This is a genomic window from Sphingosinicella xenopeptidilytica (assembly GCF_042676985.1).
In the GTDB taxonomy this organism is placed as follows: domain Bacteria; phylum Pseudomonadota; class Alphaproteobacteria; order Sphingomonadales; family Sphingomonadaceae; genus Sphingosinicella; species Sphingosinicella xenopeptidilytica.
In genome coordinates this window covers 585,182-600,776 of sequence record NZ_JBHTIK010000005.1, presented here as the reverse complement: position 1 = coordinate 600,776, position 15,595 = coordinate 585,182, and the positions used below count along the sequence as shown (strand labels likewise).

12 protein-coding genes are annotated in these 15,595 nt (G+C 64.8%); 7 read left to right on the top strand and 5 right to left on the bottom strand.

Features of this window, described 5'->3' with window-relative positions:
* Positions 1-12: 12 nt before the first annotated feature.
* Positions 13-1,350, bottom strand: a complete 1,338-nt coding sequence (locus ACFQ00_RS10685; protein WP_381490165.1) for a heterodisulfide reductase-related iron-sulfur binding cluster — start codon at positions 1,348-1,350, stop codon at positions 13-15.
* A gap of 263 nt (positions 1,351-1,613) precedes the next feature.
* A complete protein-coding gene (locus ACFQ00_RS10680) occupies positions 1,614-2,033 on the bottom strand; it encodes a rubrerythrin family protein (RefSeq protein ID WP_374598365.1) in 420 nt (139 codons plus the stop codon).
* Between the two features lie 309 nt (positions 2,034-2,342).
* On the opposite strand from ACFQ00_RS10680, the gene ACFQ00_RS10675 reads away from it, so the two are divergent.
* Both ACFQ00_RS10675 and ACFQ00_RS10670 read left to right on the top strand, forming a co-directional pair.
* On the top strand, positions 2,343-4,577 hold the full coding sequence (locus ACFQ00_RS10675) for a TonB-dependent receptor (RefSeq protein WP_381490162.1): 2,235 nt from the start codon (positions 2,343-2,345) through the stop codon (positions 4,575-4,577).
* Positions 4,577-5,617 carry an alkaline phosphatase D family protein gene (locus ACFQ00_RS10670; protein WP_381490159.1) on the top strand — a complete coding sequence of 347 codons (1,041 nt, stop codon included), beginning with the start codon at positions 4,577-4,579 and terminating at the stop codon, positions 5,615-5,617. Before ACFQ00_RS10675 ends, ACFQ00_RS10670 begins: the two co-directional genes overlap by 1 nt.
* 4 nt (positions 5,618-5,621) lie before the next feature.
* Here the strand turns inward: ACFQ00_RS10670 and ACFQ00_RS10665 are convergent, their stop codons facing one another.
* The gene (locus ACFQ00_RS10665; protein ID WP_381490156.1) at positions 5,622-6,263 is read right to left on the bottom strand and encodes a TetR/AcrR family transcriptional regulator; all 642 of its coding nucleotides are present in this window, start codon (positions 6,261-6,263) and stop codon (positions 5,622-5,624) included.
* Between the two features lie 251 nt (positions 6,264-6,514).
* Here ACFQ00_RS10665 and ACFQ00_RS10660 point away from each other — a divergent pair, with 251 nt between their 5' ends.
* Together ACFQ00_RS10660 and ACFQ00_RS10655 are read left to right on the top strand one after the other, a co-directional pair.
* A complete protein-coding gene (locus ACFQ00_RS10660; protein WP_381490153.1) occupies positions 6,515-7,459 on the top strand; it encodes a homocysteine S-methyltransferase family protein in 945 nt (314 codons plus the stop codon).
* Between the two features lie 141 nt (positions 7,460-7,600).
* Positions 7,601-7,834, top strand: coding sequence for a hypothetical protein (locus ACFQ00_RS10655; protein WP_381490150.1), 234 nt, complete (start codon positions 7,601-7,603; stop codon positions 7,832-7,834).
* Between the two features lie 11 nt (positions 7,835-7,845).
* Here the strand turns inward: ACFQ00_RS10655 and ACFQ00_RS10650 are convergent, their stop codons facing one another.
* Positions 7,846-8,238, bottom strand: a complete 393-nt coding sequence (locus ACFQ00_RS10650; protein ID WP_381490147.1) for a hypothetical protein — start codon at positions 8,236-8,238, stop codon at positions 7,846-7,848.
* A gap of 303 nt (positions 8,239-8,541) precedes the next feature.
* Between ACFQ00_RS10650 and ctrA the strand changes: the two genes are divergently transcribed.
* The 3 genes from ctrA to ACFQ00_RS10635 all read left to right on the top strand — a co-directional run bounded on the left by ctrA (position 8,542) and on the right by ACFQ00_RS10635 (position 15,195).
* Positions 8,542-9,255 (top strand): response regulator transcription factor CtrA, encoded by a 714-nt coding sequence (gene ctrA, locus ACFQ00_RS10645; RefSeq protein ID WP_381490144.1) that lies wholly within the window; start codon positions 8,542-8,544, stop codon positions 9,253-9,255.
* A 101-nt stretch (positions 9,256-9,356) separates the two neighbouring features.
* Complete coding sequence (locus ACFQ00_RS10640) at positions 9,357-12,524, top strand: DUF748 domain-containing protein (protein WP_381490141.1); 3,168 nt, start codon at positions 9,357-9,359, stop codon at positions 12,522-12,524.
* 178 nt (positions 12,525-12,702) lie between these two features.
* Positions 12,703-15,195: a TonB-dependent receptor gene (locus ACFQ00_RS10635; protein WP_381490137.1), complete on the top strand. Its 2,493-nt coding sequence runs from the start codon at positions 12,703-12,705 to the stop codon at positions 15,193-15,195.
* 60 nt (positions 15,196-15,255) lie between these two features.
* On the opposite strand, the gene ACFQ00_RS10630 is transcribed toward ACFQ00_RS10635, so the two are convergent.
* Positions 15,256-15,594 carry a UrcA family protein gene (locus ACFQ00_RS10630; RefSeq protein ID WP_381490133.1) on the bottom strand — a complete coding sequence of 113 codons (339 nt, stop codon included), beginning with the start codon at positions 15,592-15,594 and terminating at the stop codon, positions 15,256-15,258.
* Position 15,595 lies beyond the last annotated feature (1 nt).

The following is a 15,595-nucleotide window of genomic DNA, read 5'->3' as shown; positions in this document are numbered from 1 at the left end:
AGCGTCTTTCCTCTAAAGCCCGTAGGCTTTGGCAAGCAGTTCGATCGGATGCGGCACCTGTTCGGGAACGCTCTCCCCGCCCTCCCGCTCCATCACCTGCTTGAGGTGCGGCCCGGCGAGCGGACATTCCGAAACCATGAAGGCCGCATTCGTCTTCAGCATGGCGCGGCCCGCCGGCTTGCCGACCTTGAGCGCAGTGGCGAAATTCGTTTTGAACATGCCCCACTTGCCGCCATGCCCGGAGCAACGCTCGACGACGCCCACCTTCGCATCCGGGATCAGCCGCAGCATCTCGGCGCCCTTCTGCCCCATGTTCTGCGCGCGGCTGTGGCACGGAAGATGGATCGCGATGTCGCCGCCGAGCGGCTGCATTCCGGGCGCGAGCCCTTCCTTCTTCGCGATATCGACCACGTACTCGGTGATGTCGAACGTCGCTCCGGCCAGCTTCGCGACCAGAGGATCATTCGGCAGAATCAGCGGCCATTCGAACTTCAGCATCAGCGCGCACGAGGGCGTCACCGCCACGACATCGAAGCCTTCATCGATCAGCGGCGCGAAGGCTGCAGCAACCGTCCGCGCCTGTTCCGCGACCGCTGCAAGGTCGCCGTTCTCAAGCTTGGGCATCCCGCAGCAGCCGGGATAGACGATGCGCGTTTCGACCCCGTTCGCCTTCAGCACCTTTACCGCCGCCTCGCCCGGCCCCGGCATGTTCCAGTTCGCAAAACATGTCGCATAGAGCGCCGCTTTGCGCCCAACGGCAGGTGCCGACGCATCCGCATCGATCCGGTCGAGATCGCCGCGGCGATCGAGCGGTGTATCGGCAAAGGGAGGCAGCCACGCCTCGCGGTCTATGCCCGCCGTCTTTTCCATCACGGTGCGTGTCAGGCCGTTTCCGCTATCCGTCGCCCAGTTGGCGAGTGGAGACAGGAAGGTGGCGAGCTTGCCGTTGCGATCGGTCTTCGCGAACTCCGCGTCGGCGAGGTGCGTTTCGCCGTGCCGGTGCTCGACGGCGCGCGCGCGGAGCATCAGATGCGGCACGTCGAGCGCCCATTCGTGCGGCGGCACGTAAGGGCACTTCGTCATGAAGCACATGTCGCAGAGCGTGCAGGCGTCGACGACCGCCTTGTAGTCGGTCTTGGGGTCGAGCCCGTCGATCTCGCCGCTTGGCGATTCGTCGATCAGATCGAACAGGATCGGGAAGCTGTCGCATAGATTGAAGCAGCGGCGGCAGCCGTGGCAGATATCGAACACGCGCGTCAGTTCGGCCTCGAGCTGCGCCTCGTCATAGTAGTCCGGGTTTTCCCAATCGATCGGATGGCGCGTCGGCGCCTCCAGACTGCCCTCACGCATCGGTGTTCCCCAACGGTTCTGGCCCCAACGGCTCTGGCTTCAGGATGGATATGTCTCTGGAAGCGCCCGGTCGGACGCACGACGCGAATTCCCACACGAAACACGTGTCCGCCTGTCTCTCGAAGCGGAAACGGGAACTGATGCCGTGCGCCCGAACGGACGCTCGCAGCACTGCTGTCGCGGAGGCTACGGGAGGGGCGGTTCCGGTCCCGCGGACCCGCCCCTCGCCTCCCACAGCGGACACTCTTGCCGCTCCTGCCCTCTCAGGCGTCGAGCGTGTCGAGCGTCTTTTGAAACTTGCCGGCGTGGCTCTTTTCAGCCTTCGCGAGCGTCTCGAACCAGTCGGAGATTTCGTCGAAGCCTTCGTCGCGTGCGGTGCGCGCCATGCCCGGATACATATCGGTGTATTCGTGCGTCTCGCCCGCGATCGCCGACTTCAGGTTGTCGGACGTCGTGCCGATGGCGAGGCCCGTCGCCGGGTCACCCACCTCTTCGAGATATTCGAGGTGGCCGTGCGCATGACCCGTTTCGCCTTCCGCCGTCGAGCGGAACACCGCGGCCACATCGTTGTAGCCTTCGACGTCGGCCTTCTGTGCGAAATAAAGATAGCGGCGGTTCGCCTGGCTTTCACCCGCGAAAGCAGCCTTCAGATTGTCTTCGGTCTTTGTGCCCTTGAGGCCCATGATCCCTCTCCTTCCCCAATGATCGATCGCGAAAACCGGCCGGGCGCGGACGCAGGCCTGATTTCAGCATCGAGGCTATCGGTGGCCAGCCGCAACCGCCAACGCATTTTCTGCGTGAGGCTGATCGACCGGATCAATAAATAGCGCGCAACTTATCAGGGTAATGCAAATCATTCGCAGCAAATCGGCAACGCCCCCGATCTGCAATATGGCGTGCAAAAAAGCTTCATATCAATCGCATAGCGCCGTCACACGCCGCGCCTAGGCCTCCCGCCGCCAACCGCGTTTACCGCACCAATGGGGGATTTCATGCGTTCGACTTGCGCCGTGTTGCTGGCCGCCAGCAGCCTTTTCGTGCTTTCCACTTCCGCTTTCGCGCAGATGGGCGAAGCCGCCGCCGATACCACCGCGCTCGATGAAGAGATCGTCGTGTTCGGTTCCGGCCAGACGCGGCAGGTGCAGGAACTCGACGCGGCCGATATCGCGCTGCTCGCGCCCGGCACGAGCCCGCTGAAGTCGATCGAGAAGCTGCCTTCGGTGAACTTCCAGTCGGCGGACGCCTTCGGCGCCTATGAATGGTCGCAGCGGCTTTCGATCCGCGGCTTCAACCAGAACCAGCTCGGCTTCACGCTCGATGGCATTCCGCTTGGCGACCACAGCTACGGCAACGTCAACGGCCTGCACGTCAACCGCGCCATCAGCCCCGAAAACCTCGGCCTCACGCGCGTTTCGCAGGGCTCGGGCGGGCTCGGCACGCAGGCGACCAACAACCTTGGCGGCACGGTGGAGTTCCTCTCGCGTGCGCCGGCGCGGGATTTCGGCCTCGACGTTTCGGGGAGCTACGGCACCGAAAACACGATCCGCGCCTTCGCCCGCCTCGAAAGCGGCGAGATCGGCGGCACAGAGGGCACCGGCGCCTACATCTCCTACGGCTATCTCGGGATGGACAAGTGGAAGGGCGTGGGCGAGCAGCGCCATCACATGCTGAACGCCAAGGCGGTCGCCGCGCTCGGCGACGCGCGCGTTACCGGCACCTTCAGCTTCTCCGACCGGCGCGAGAACGACTATCAGGACATGTCGAGGGAGATGATCGGTCGTCTCGGCTACGACTGGGACAATATCTCTGGCGACTACCGCCTCGCCGTCCAGCTCGCTGACGCTTATTGGGGCGAGGAGGCTCTGCCCGCCCCGTTCGCGACCATCGACGACGCCTATTTCGATGCCGCTGGTCTGCGCAAGGACTACCTCGCCGCGATCGGCGTCGAGGCGCCGGTCGGCGAGGCGGTGACGGTCGCGCTCAAGGGCTACTGGCACAACAACCACGGTCAGGGCATCTGGTATACGCCCTATGTGCAGACGCCGGGCGGCGCGCCGCTCTCGATCCGCACCACCGAATACGACATCGATCGCAAGGGCCTGTTCGGCAGCGTCACCGGCGAGATCGGCTTCAACGAAATCACCGTGGGCGGCTGGTACGAGAAGAACGACTTCCAGCAGGCGCGGCGTTTCTACGGCCTCACCGATCGGCTGAGCCCGTCGCGGAACTCGCTCGAATTCCAGAAGAACCCGTTCTTCACGCAGTGGGAATCGGATTTCGACACCGAAACCTTCCAGTATCACGTCGAAGACCGCATCACGCTTGGCGCGGCAACGATCACGCTCGGCTGGAAGGGCTTCAAGGTGACGAACACGGCGACGCCGATCGTCGTCAGCACCTTCGCGCAGGGCAAGATCAAGGCCGAGGACTGGTTCCAGCCGCACGCCGGATTTGCCTATGAGATCAACGACTACCTGGAAATGTTCGGCGGCTTCACGCAGGTCGCGCGCGCCTTCACGGCATCGTCCACAGGCGGCCCCTTCGGCACCACGCAGGCGGGCTTTGACGCCATCAAGGGCACGCTGAAGCCGGAGGAATCAGACACGTACGAGGCCGGCGTCCGCTTCCGCGGCGGCAGCTTCAACGGTGTCGTCGGCGCCTATTATGTGAACTTCCGCAACCGCCTGCTCGGCTTCTCCACCGGCGCCGGGATCATCGGCAACCCGTCCGTCCTCCAGAACGTCGGCTCGGTGCGCTCCTACGGTCTCGAGGCCGCGGGCGAAGTGAAGCTCGGTGCAGGCTTCAAGCTCTTCGCCTCGTACAGCTACAACGACTCCACCTATCAGGACGATGTCGTCAACGCGGAGGGAACGCTGATCGCAGCAACCGACGGGAAGACCACGGTCGACTCGCCGAAGCACCTCGCCAAGGGCGAACTCAGCTACGACGGCGAATTGTTCTTCGGGCGCATCGGCGTGAACTACATGTCGAAGCGCTACTACAGCTACGAGAACGACGTCTCGGTCGGCGCGCGCGCGATCGTCGACGCCAGCATCGGCTGGCGCATCGCGGAAGGCTATGAGCTGCAGGTGAGCGGCACCAACCTTCTCGACAAGAGGTATGTGTCGACGGTGGGCACCAACGGCTTCAGCAACCGGGGCGACTCGCAGACGCTGATGATCGGGGCGCCGCGCCAGGTGTTCGCGACGCTGAAAGCCGCGTTCTGATGGCAGGCGTCAGTCGCCGCGATGTGATGGCCGGGGGCGCGGCGCTTGCCGCGCTCCCCACCGTCGCGCTCGCCGGTGAAACCGCGCTCAGCCGCATTGCGTTCGGCTCGTGCGCGCATCAGGACAAGCCGCAGCCGATCTGGGACCGGGTCGATGCGTTCGACCCGCAGCTGTTCCTTTTCCTCGGCGACAATATCTACGGCGACACGCGCGACATGGCCGTGCTGCGCGCCAAGTACGCGAAACTCGCCGCGAAGCCGGGCTTCCAGCGCCTGCGCCGCAAGACGCCCTGCCTCGCGATCTGGGACGATCACGACTACGGCGAGAATGATGCCGGGCGCGAGTATCCAATGAAGCAGGAGTCGAAGGACATCTTCCTCGATTTCTGGATGGAGCCGAAAGCGAGCCCGCGCCACAGCCGGGCAGGCAATTACACGAGCACGATCATCGGCCCGGAAGGGCGGCGCGTGCAGATCATCATGCCCGACAACCGCTGGTTCCGCTCCGGCCTGATCGGCATCACCGAGGAGCCGAAGGACCGCGGGCCGTATCTGGTGAACAGCGATCCCGCCGCGACCATGCTCGGCGCCGAGCAGTGGGAGTGGCTGGAGGCGGAATTCAAGAAGCCCGCCGAGCTGCGCATCTTCGCGTCCTCGACGCAGGTGCTCGCCGATGCGCCCGGCTACGAGGCATGGATCAACTATCAGGCCGATCACCAGCGACTACTCGATCTCATCGACTTCGCCGACGTGAACGGCCTCATCATGATTTCGGGCGACACGCACTATGCCGAGCTTTCGCGGCTCGCCGAGGGTGTGCCCTACCCGCTCTACGACCTCACCTCGTCCGGGCTCACCGAAGTCTGGCACCTGCTGGGGCCGAACCGGCTGCGTGTCGGCGAGGGGTTCATGGGCCAGAATTATGGGCGCATCCTCGTCGACTGGGAACAGCGCGATCCCGAGATCCGGCTTGAGGTGGAAAGCGTGGGGGGCAAGATCGTGATTGCCGAAACGCTGCGGCTCTCGGCATTGCAGCCCTGACCCCTCAGTCTCCCGCGCCGAGAAAGATCGTCCGCACGAACGCGCGGTAGAGCAGAATCTGCTCCGAGAGCAGACGCGGCTCGTCAAGCACGCGGGACAGGATGATACCACCGTCGGCGAGCGCCGAAAGCATATCGGCAAGATGCGAGAGATCGACGTCGATGCGCGGCGGATACACCTCGGCGATCTCTTCGAGCGCGGAGAGAAAGCGCCGCCGCCAGCCGAGCACGGCAGCGGCGTTGAGGCCGCGCACCTCGTTGTTGAACTGCTTGTCGTGATAGGCGACCGACGCCACCATGCAGCCCGGATGCGCGATTTCAAGCTCGGCCATCATCTCGGCGAAGAGCTTGAGACCGATCAGGAAGGCGTGCAGCGGATCGTCGGAAAGGTCGCGCCCGCGCGCGAAGATCGCATCCAGCTTGGCGTTGTCGTCGTGAATGAAGCGTTCGAGCAGCGCCTTCGCAAGATCGGTCTTGTCGCGGAAATGATAGAAGAACCCGCTCTTGGTGATCTCGGCTGCGGCGATGATCTCGTCGATCGACGTGTTGGAGAATCCCTTGGCCAGCACGGAAGCCTCCGCAATCTCCAGAATGCGGTCGCGTGTCGCCTCCCCGCGCGTCATGGCCCTGCGGGACGTCAAAGTCATCGGCGCGTTCACCCGCCGCCTATGCCGGATTCCCGAAGCAGAGTTTACCATACCAATGGTACAGTTTTCCACAATTTCAGCAGGGCACGCTGCTCATCGCGTCATGGTTCCATGTAAATCAAGCCGCTGAGCAAAAAGAAGAATATCGCGGCTTCGACATTGGTGTACCGCGCGCCTTCTGGAAAGCGGACGCGCTTTGACGGAATGTTTCGCCGCAACACGCCGACTGACGGCGCACGGAGACCATCGTCATGCAAAAGACTTACGCGGCGCTGCCGCAGCTTGCCGGCGGCCTGTTCCTTACGGACGGCGGCCTCGAAACCACGCTGATCTTCCACGACGGCATAGACCTGCCGCACTTCGCGGCGTTCGACCTGATGCGGACGCAGAACGGCCGCAGGACGCTCCGGGACTATTATGTCCGCTATCTGGAGATCGCCCGCGCGAACGGCACCGGCTTCATCCTCGAAAGCCCGACATGGCGGGCAAGCCCCGATTGGGGCGCACTGCTCGGCTATTCGGAGGCCGCGCTTGCCGAAAGCAACCGCGATTCCATCGCGCTCCTGCACGAATTGAAGGCCGACTATGCAAGCGACCACATGCCGATCGTCGTCAGCGGCTGCATCGGCCCGCGCGGCGACGGCTATGTGGCTGACACCGTGATGAGCGCGGACGCAGCGCGCGGCTATCATTCCTTTCAGGCAAACATCTTCGCAGCAGCGGGCGCGGACATGGTGACGGCGATCACCATGACCAACACGCCCGAGGCGATCGGCATCGCACGTGCAGCCGAGGCAGCGGGACTGCCCGCGGCATTGTCGTTCACATTGGAGACGGACGGGCGCCTGCCGACTGGCGAGCCGCTCGCCGACGCGATCTCCGCCGTCGACGATGCGACCGGCGGCCTCCCCGCCTATTACATGATCAACTGTGCCCACCCCGATCATTTCGCGGAGATGCTGAATACAGGCGGCGACTGGACGCGGCGCGTGCGCGGGCTTCGCACCAACGCATCGCGCATGAGCCATGCCGAGTTGAATGAGGCGCCCGACCTCGACGACGGCAACCCCGAGGAGCTAGGCGCGCAGAATGCAGCGCTCATGCGTGCGCTTCCCGCGCTCAGCGTGCTCGGCGGCGGCTGCGGCACCGATCACCGTCATGTCGGCGCCATGTGCGCCCACACACTCGCGGCGTGATCGACCAATCGGCGCCGGTTTCCCCACCCTCGCACCGACGCCGCTTATGATCATCGCCCGAACCGCGGCGGCGCGGGACCGTCCCCTCCCCGCCCGCGCCGCCGCCCCTCTCTGCCCTCCCATAGCAAAGGAATGACTCGCATGCGTTTCGTGAGGTTCTTCATCATTGCCGGAATCATGAGTTTCACCACCCTTGGCGGTGCAGCCGCAGTGTTCGCCGCGGCCCCGGACTGCCGCATCGCACTGCCCCGGCCGCACGAGGCCGGCCGTGCCAAGCCGCCGCGGCGCCTGTGCGCGCCTGCGCGAAAACCGGACGCAGACCGGAAAAAACTGCTGATCGTCGTCGCGGATCGACTGCCGGGTCGGCTGCGCTAGACGCGGCGGAACTACCGCGCCGCCGCCTCGTCAGACGCCGTCATCGCCTTGCGGGCCGCCTCCGCGCGCTTCGCGGCGGCATAGTCCTCGCTTGCCGTTTCGATCGGGCGCAGCGCCTCGAACTTGACGAGCAGCGCGGCACGCAGGCGCTCGATCTCGTCTTCGAGCCGCATGAGCTCGCGCGCCAGCCGGATCATCTCGGAACGGCGCACGGCCGCATCGGAGCTGACATCGAACGGGGGGTCCGCCGCCCGCGCCTCCCGCTCCCGGCGCAGCGTCGCATCGGCATCGACGATCGCCCCGGCGAAAACCGAAAGCTGCGTTTCGGCAGAGACGAGCGCATGACGGATATCGTCGAGCTCCTTGCGCCTCAGCTTGCGATCGTCGTCATACGGCGTCTTCACAGCTCGGCCCCCGGCAGGTCCGCGCGGAGCCGGACTGCGTCTTCAGGAATCAAGGGGCATTCGCAGCGCATGGGGCCAGTGTGCCCGTGCGTGGTTAATGTCGCCTTGCTGCCGGGATTCCATAACTGATTCAAAACGAAACAAACCGTGACTCAAGTGCCACAGGAACAATTCAAAGCATGATCGCGTTAACTTTTACGCGGCGTTAACCTTTGTAACCCATAACGGGCATGGTTAACGGATTGTACGCGGCAGGGCCGGGATTGGCTGTTTGCCGTTGGGGGACATGAAGAGGGCTACTCAATGCGGGTTCTGCTGATCGAAGATGACGCGACCACGGCGAAGAGCATCGACCTGATGCTTTCGAGCGAAGGCTTCAACGTCTATACCACGGATCTTGGCGAAGAAGGCCTCGATCTCGGCAAGTTGTACGACTACGACATCATTCTCCTCGACCTGAACCTGCCCGACATGCACGGCTACGACGTGCTGAAGAAGCTGCGGCTCGCGAAGGTCGGCACGCCGATCCTCATCCTTTCCGGCCAGAACGAGATGGAATCGAAGGTTCGCGGTCTCGGCTTCGGCGCCGACGATTACGTGACGAAGCCCTTCCACAAGGAAGAGCTGGTGGCGCGCATCCATGCCGTCGTCCGCCGCTCGAAGGGCCATTCACAGTCGGTGATCAAGACCGGCAAGCTCGGCGTGAACCTCGACACCAAGACGGTCGACGTCGACGGCGCCCGCGTGCACCTGACCGGCAAGGAATATGCGATGCTGGAGCTGCTTTCGCTCCGCAAGGGCACCACGCTCACCAAGGAAATGTTCCTGAACCACCTTTACGGCGGCATGGACGAGCCCGAACTCAAGATCATCGACGTGTTCATCTGCAAGCTGCGCAAGAAGCTTTCGGCGGCGTGCGGCGGCGAGAACTATATCGAGACGGTGTGGGGCCGCGGCTACGTGCTGCGCGATCCCGAAACCGGATCGGCCGCAGCGAGCGAAGTCGCCGCCGCCTGATCGCGGATACCCTATCGTTCTGAAAGAGCGGCCTGTTTCAGGCCGCTCTTTTCGTTTGCGCAAAGGCCCGATGCTTGCCATTGCCGCCCCCCGGACGCATCATGCGCCCGAACCTGGGGGAGCGGACGGCACGCGCGATGGCTGGGCTGGTTCGGTCAAAGCCGTTTCTTGGCGCGGCAGCGTTTGTTTTGCTGTTCGTCGCCTATTGGGCGGCCGGAACCTGGCTCGCCCCCGATTTCATCCGTGGCCAGGCAACGGCTTGGGTGCGAGACGAGCTCAAGAAGCCCCTCCGCCTCGGCGAGATCAAGGTCGACCCTCTGGGGTTCAAGCTCGACATCTCCGACATCGCGATTCCGGACGCGGCCACACCCATGGTCGCGGCAAAACATGTCCATCTCAATTTCTCGATCCTGTCGCTCTTCGCCGATGCCTACCGCTTCGACGAGGTGCGGATCGACGGCCCTGCCGTCCATGCGCTGATCCGCCCGGATGGAACGCTGAACCTGCTCGAACTCGTGCCGCCGCCAAGCCCGGAACCGGCGCCCGCCGTGCTGATCGGCGAGCTTTCGGTGTTGGGCGGGCGCATCGCCTTTGCTGATCACAGCCGCGCCGCGAAACCGGCAAAGCTGCTGGCGCCGATCAGCTTCTCGCTGAGGGATTTCCACACGGCGCGGTCGGAAGGCGGCGGCTTTCGATTCGAAGCGGAGAGCGAACGCGGCGAAACCTTCGCATGGCAAGGCAACGTCTCGATGGCGCCGATCGCATCGGACGGCAGCTTTACGGTCCGCCATCTGGAGGCGGCATCGATTCAGGATTTCCTGGGCGAGATGTTGCCGGTGGCCCTGTCTGACGGGCTGATCGACCTGCACGGCTCCTATGACTTCCGCTACAAGAGCGGCGCCATCACACTGTCGGCGATGCTGCCGAAACTCGGCCTCACCAGCCTCGCCTTCGATGGAAAAACCCTGTTTCGCGGCCGCGCCCGGCTCGGCGAAGTCGATGTCGACGGGGCCAGCCTCGCGCTCGCGATTCCGGAAAACGGCGCGATGGCCGCAGAGATCATCGTGCCGCATTTCGCGCTGCGCGATGCAACCGCGAACGGCCCGGCGGGCGCAGGCATCGAGCCGCTGCGCCTCGCGGGCCTCACCATCAGCGACATCCGCGTAAACGCCGCCCGCCGCAGCATCAATATCGGCGATATCCGCGCGGAAGGCCTGAAAGGCGAAGCGACGCGCGCGCAAAACGGCGCGATCGACCTCGCCGCGCTGCTTCCGCCGACACCGAAGCCCGCGGTGAGCGACGAGACCGCCCCGTGGCAGATCGCGCTCGGCGGGTTCTCCCTGTCCGATGCCGCGCTGCGCTTTGAGGACCGCGCCGTTTCCCCGGCAGCCGTATTCGACATCGCGGCGAACGCAACGGCGCGCGGCGACCTTGCTGCGCCGGACAAGCCGATCGCCATCTCTGCGGATGCGCGCATCAACAAAACGGCGACGCTGAGCGCCGAAGGCACGCTTCTCCCCCCAGGCAGTGCCGATCTCCGCATCGCGCTTGCGGGTTTTCCGCTGAAGGCCGCGCTGCCCTATATGCCGCCCTACCCCGCGCTCGACCTGAAAGGCGGCGACCTCGGCGTTCGCGGACGCCTCGTCGTTTCCGATGCAGGCACGGCGCCGAAGGCGCGCTTCTCCGGCGATGCAGTCGTCACAGGCTTGCGACTGTTCGAACGCGCGGGCCGCAGCGAGCTTATCTCGTGGCGGCGGCTCGCGCTTTCTGGCGTCGACTACCGCGGCCCGGCATCACCGCGCTTAGAGATCGCCCACGCCCGCCTCAGCCGCCCCACGGGACGGGTCGCCATCTTGCGGGACGGGACATTCAATTTCGCGGCGGCCGCCGGTGTTGCAGCGGCACCGCCGGTTCCCGCCAAATCCGCCCAGCGCATGACGCGCGCCGAGCGGCGCGCGGAGACGAAGCGCATCGAGGCCGCGCGCGCCGCAAAGGCAATCGCCGCACAGGCTGCGCTCGCTGCCCCGCAGGCAGCGCCCGCGATTCCCGTGGTCCTGAAGCGGCTGGACATCGACAGCGGCACGATGAGCTTCGCCGACTATTCGATCCAGCCGAACTTCGAGGCGCGGATCGAGTCCTTGCGCGGGCGTGTGACCGGCATTTCGAACATGCCGGGCGCGGTCGCCGAGATCGACCTCGACGGGCATGTCATCAACCGCTTCTCGCCGGTGAAGATCGCGGGCCGCGCCAACCTCCTCGCCTACGATCGCAAGACCGATGTGAAGATGGCGTTCCGCAATATCGAACTGCCGGTCTTCAACCCCTATTCGGGGCGCTATGCAGGCTATGCGATCGCGCGCGGCAAGCTGACGACGGAGCTTGGCTACCGCATCGACAACCGCGCGCTCGAAGCCGACCACCACGTGATTATCGACCAGCTCGAATGGGGCGAGGCGACCGACAGCAAGGAAAAGGTGCCGATGCCGATCCGGCTCGCCACCTCGCTGCTGAAGGACAAGAACGGCGTGATCGATCTTGAAGTGCCGATCACCGGATCGCTCGACGATCCGCAGTTCCGGCTCGGGCCGATCATCTGGAAGATCATCGGCAATATCCTCGAAAAGATCGTCACAGCGCCATTCCGCTTCATCGGATCGCTGTTCGCCGGTGCTGAGGAGGCGCAGTTCGTCGATTTCGTGCCCGGGTCCGCCGCGCTTCCCGAAAGTGCGACCAAGAATCTCTCCGCGCTCGCGAAGGGGCTCGCCGATCGCCCCGCGCTCAAGCTCGACATTCCGGCGAGCCCCGGCATCGAAGCCGATGCCATCGCGATCGCCGACCAGCGTATGGCCGAAGCCGCGATGGCGCGGGAAATCAAGAAGGGCGAATCCCCCGATCTTGCCGCGCTGACGCCCGACAAGCGCCACGACCGGCTGAAAGACCTCTACAAGGCAAAGCTCGGCAGCAGCCCGGACTTCCCGGAAACGTCCGACACGGAGAGCGCCGCCGACAGTACGGCGGCCGAGAAGGACGGCATCAGCGAACGCGATGCACGCAGGAACCGCGAAGCCGCGCTGATGGCCGACACGCTGCGGCCCAAGTTCCTGCCGACGGATGCCGAACTCGCCGCGCTCGGCAGGACCCGTGCCGAGGCCGTACGCGATGCGCTGCTCGCGGACGGCGCAATTGATCCGGCACGCGTGTTCCTTTCGACACGGCAGGCCGCAAAGGCCAAGGATAGCGTGGTCCGCATGGAACTTTCGCTCGAATAGGCCAATTCCGGGCGGGTTTTCGACGCACTGTCAGGCTTGCGGGTATTTTTACGATCGTATCGCAGCCCCGTCCCTTCGGCGCTCCGCCCGCGTGCGTGAGAAAGCCTTAACCATTCGGTGTGATTAACCAAACGAAACAATGTTGGGACATCCACCCCAGTCGTTCAGGAGACCATTTGTGAAGCGTTCGCTCTTGCTGGGTGCCGCGTGCTGCGCCCTCGCCGCCCCCGCTTTCGCCCAGGACGTTCAGACCGCCGCTGTCGAGGACGATCTCAGCGCCAACGAAATCGTCATCACCGCCACGCGCCGCGCGGAGACCGTGCAGGACGTGCCGATCGCCGTCACCGCGATCAGCGGCGATCTCATCAACAATGCGGGTGTCACCGACATTCGCGGCTTCGAGCAGCTGAGCTCCAGCCTTGAGGTCTTCACCGGCCAATCGGCCGCAACCGGCACCTCACTCTCCATCCGCGGCATCGGCACGGCCGGCGACAACCCCGGCTTCGAGCCTGCGGTGGGCGTGTTCATCGATGGCGTCTACCGTGCCCGCGCCGGCCTCGCGCTTGCCGAGCTTCCGCCGATCGACCGCGTAGAAGTGATGCGCGGTCCGCAGGGCACGCTGTTCGGCCGCAACACGTCGGCGGGTGCGCTCAGCATCATCACCGAAGGCCCGTCGTTCGATCTCGGCGGCTATGCCGAGGTGAGCTACGGCAATTACGATGCGATCTCGCTGAAGGGCGGTATCACCGGCGGCCTCACGGACACTGTGGCGCTGCGCCTCGACGGCATCTACCGCGAGCGGGACGGCTACATCCGCGACGTGAACTCGGATCGCCGCTTCAACAATCTCGACCGCTACACGCTGCGTGGGCAGGCGCTCGTCGAGAAGGAAGACCTGAAGATCCGCTTCATCGCGGACTATTCGAAAACCGACGAGCAGTGCTGCGGCGCCGTGAACGTCGTTGAGGGCCCGACGGCACCGGCCATCCAGCTCGGCGCTTCGCTCGCGGGCGTCACCGGCATCTACACGGGCAAGCCCTCCGAGCGCCGCACGGCGGCGACGCCGGGCCGGAGCTATGACGAAGCCGTCGAGGAATGGGGCGTTTCCGCCGAGGTCACTTATGACTTCGAGGCCGTGACGCTGACTTCGATCACGGCGTGGCGCAACTGGGACGTGCGCCGCAACCAGGACATCGATTTCTCCGGCCTCGATCGCGCCTATCGCGAAGGGTACAAGCCAGGCCTGCGCGATTTCACGCAGGAAATCCGTCTGCAGGGCTCGGCCCTGGGTGACCGTCTCGACTGGCTGGTGGGCGGCTTCTACCTCAATGAGAAACTGACGCTGACCGACCGCGTGCGTTTCGGCACGCAGGCGAATTTCTACAGCGACGCGCTGTTCGCTCCGAGCGGCTTTGAACTGTTCGATACGTTCGGCCCCGCCGTTCCGGAATTCGGGCAGGTTCTGATGGCTCTCGACCCCACGCTGGCAGCGGCCGCCGCAGGTGACCCTGCGCTGTTCGCGCTGCTGAATTCCCCGCTGCCGGGCGGCAGCGAGGGCGACGGACAGATCAACGATCGCTACCGCGTGAAAACTGAAGCGCTCGCCCTCTTCACGCACAACGTCTTCGAGATCACCGACGATCTGAAGCTAACGCTCGGCCTGCGCTGGAACCATGAGAAGAAGACGATCAACGCGAACCTCAATGCGGTTTCGCCGACGTGCGACTTCTATCTCGATCCCTCGACGGCGATCCTGACGGGCGCGCTCGCGGCGATGGCGCCGGATGCCATTCTGCTCACCTGCAACCCGACGACGAACCCGGAGTTCAACGGGCTCTACCACGGCAGCCGCAGCGAGAACGAATTCACCGGCACGGCGAAGCTCGCCTATGCGGTGACGCCGGACTTCATGCTCTACGGCGGCTACGATCGCGGCTACAAGTCGGGCGGCTACAACCTCGATCGCGGCGGATTCGACTCGGTCATCCTCGGCGGCGACGGCGGGCAGATCGAGGATCTGGAGTTCGACAGCGAGAAGGTCGATTCGTGGGAAGTCGGCTTCAAGTCGCAGTGGGGCCGCGCGTTTACGCTGAACGTCGCCGCCTTCTATCAGGACTTCTCGAACTACCAGCAGCTGGTGTTCTCGGGGAACAGCTTCGTCACGATGAACGTCGAGAAGACGGTGTCGAAGGGCGTGGAGGCGGAAAGCACCATTCGCCCGGCGCGTGATCTCACCTTCCAGCTCGGCTACAGCCTCGTCGACGCGAAGATCAAGGACGGCAGCAACCTCGTCGGTACACCGCTCGAGTTCGAGGCCGGCAAGCAGATCGCGCTGATCCCGCGCCACACGATCACCGGCGCCGCGACCTGGACGCCGCCGCTCAGCGACACGCTGAACGCGCTCGTCCACGCCGACTTCCGCTTCCAGAGCGAGCAGGTGACGAGTTCGCAAAGCCGCGGCATCGCCGACAACGAAGGCTTCGCCGTCGTCAACGCGCGCATCGGCGTCGCGTCGGCGGACGACAAATGGCGGCTGGAGCTCTTCGTCGAGAACCTGTTCGACAAGTACTACCACATCGGCACGTTCGCTGTGCCGGAACAGCCGGGCACGATCGCGGCCTATCCTGCACTGCCGCGCTTCTACGGCGTGTCGGCCCGCATCGGCTTCTAGGGACACGAAAAAGGGGCGACCCCGGGGGTCTCCAGGCCGCCCCTTCCCCCGCTCGGCACACTAATGGGCGGTGCCGGGAAGCCTGGGCTCCGCGCGCGCAAGACTGCGCGAGCCTGAAATCACTGCGTCGACGTGCGCCTCGGCGGTGACCGCCGTGTTGCGGATGCACGCGCGGCGAACCATTTCCATCACCACCTCGGCGCTCGGCCGCGTGCCGCAGGCGGTGAGAACCGCGCCCGACACGCGCTCGCGCAGGGCGCGCTCTCCCGCCAGCGTCGTGAGATCGAGATCGGCGAAGCTGACCGCGACCGAAACCGGCTCGGCGCGCGAAGACGCGCTGACGAGACCGACCGCTGTGGCCACCGCCAACGCAATCGCCGCGCTTCTGACATAAAACATT

What these genes read in the sequence shown, in the direction of transcription:
- ACFQ00_RS10685 (WP_381490165.1), bottom strand. Translation starts at nt 1,350, where the DNA reads ATGCGTGAGGGCAGTCTGGAGGCGCCGACGCGCCATCCGATCGATTGG.
- ACFQ00_RS10680 (WP_374598365.1), bottom strand. Translation starts at nt 2,033, where the DNA reads ATGGGCCTCAAGGGCACAAAGACCGAAGACAATCTGAAGGCTGCTTTC.
- ACFQ00_RS10675 (WP_381490162.1), top strand. Translation starts at nt 2,343, where the DNA reads ATGCGTTCGACTTGCGCCGTGTTGCTGGCCGCCAGCAGCCTTTTCGTG.
- ACFQ00_RS10670 (WP_381490159.1), top strand. Translation starts at nt 4,577, where the DNA reads ATGGCAGGCGTCAGTCGCCGCGATGTGATGGCCGGGGGCGCGGCGCTT.
- ACFQ00_RS10665 (WP_381490156.1), bottom strand. Translation starts at nt 6,263, where the DNA reads ATGACTTTGACGTCCCGCAGGGCCATGACGCGCGGGGAGGCGACACGC.
- ACFQ00_RS10660 (WP_381490153.1), top strand. Translation starts at nt 6,515, where the DNA reads ATGCAAAAGACTTACGCGGCGCTGCCGCAGCTTGCCGGCGGCCTGTTC.
- ACFQ00_RS10655 (WP_381490150.1), top strand. Translation starts at nt 7,601, where the DNA reads ATGCGTTTCGTGAGGTTCTTCATCATTGCCGGAATCATGAGTTTCACC.
- ctrA (WP_381490144.1), top strand. Translation starts at nt 8,542, where the DNA reads ATGCGGGTTCTGCTGATCGAAGATGACGCGACCACGGCGAAGAGCATC.
- ACFQ00_RS10640 (WP_381490141.1), top strand. Translation starts at nt 9,357, where the DNA reads ATGCGCCCGAACCTGGGGGAGCGGACGGCACGCGCGATGGCTGGGCTG.
- ACFQ00_RS10630 (WP_381490133.1), bottom strand. Translation starts at nt 15,594, where the DNA reads ATGTTTTATGTCAGAAGCGCGGCGATTGCGTTGGCGGTGGCCACAGCG.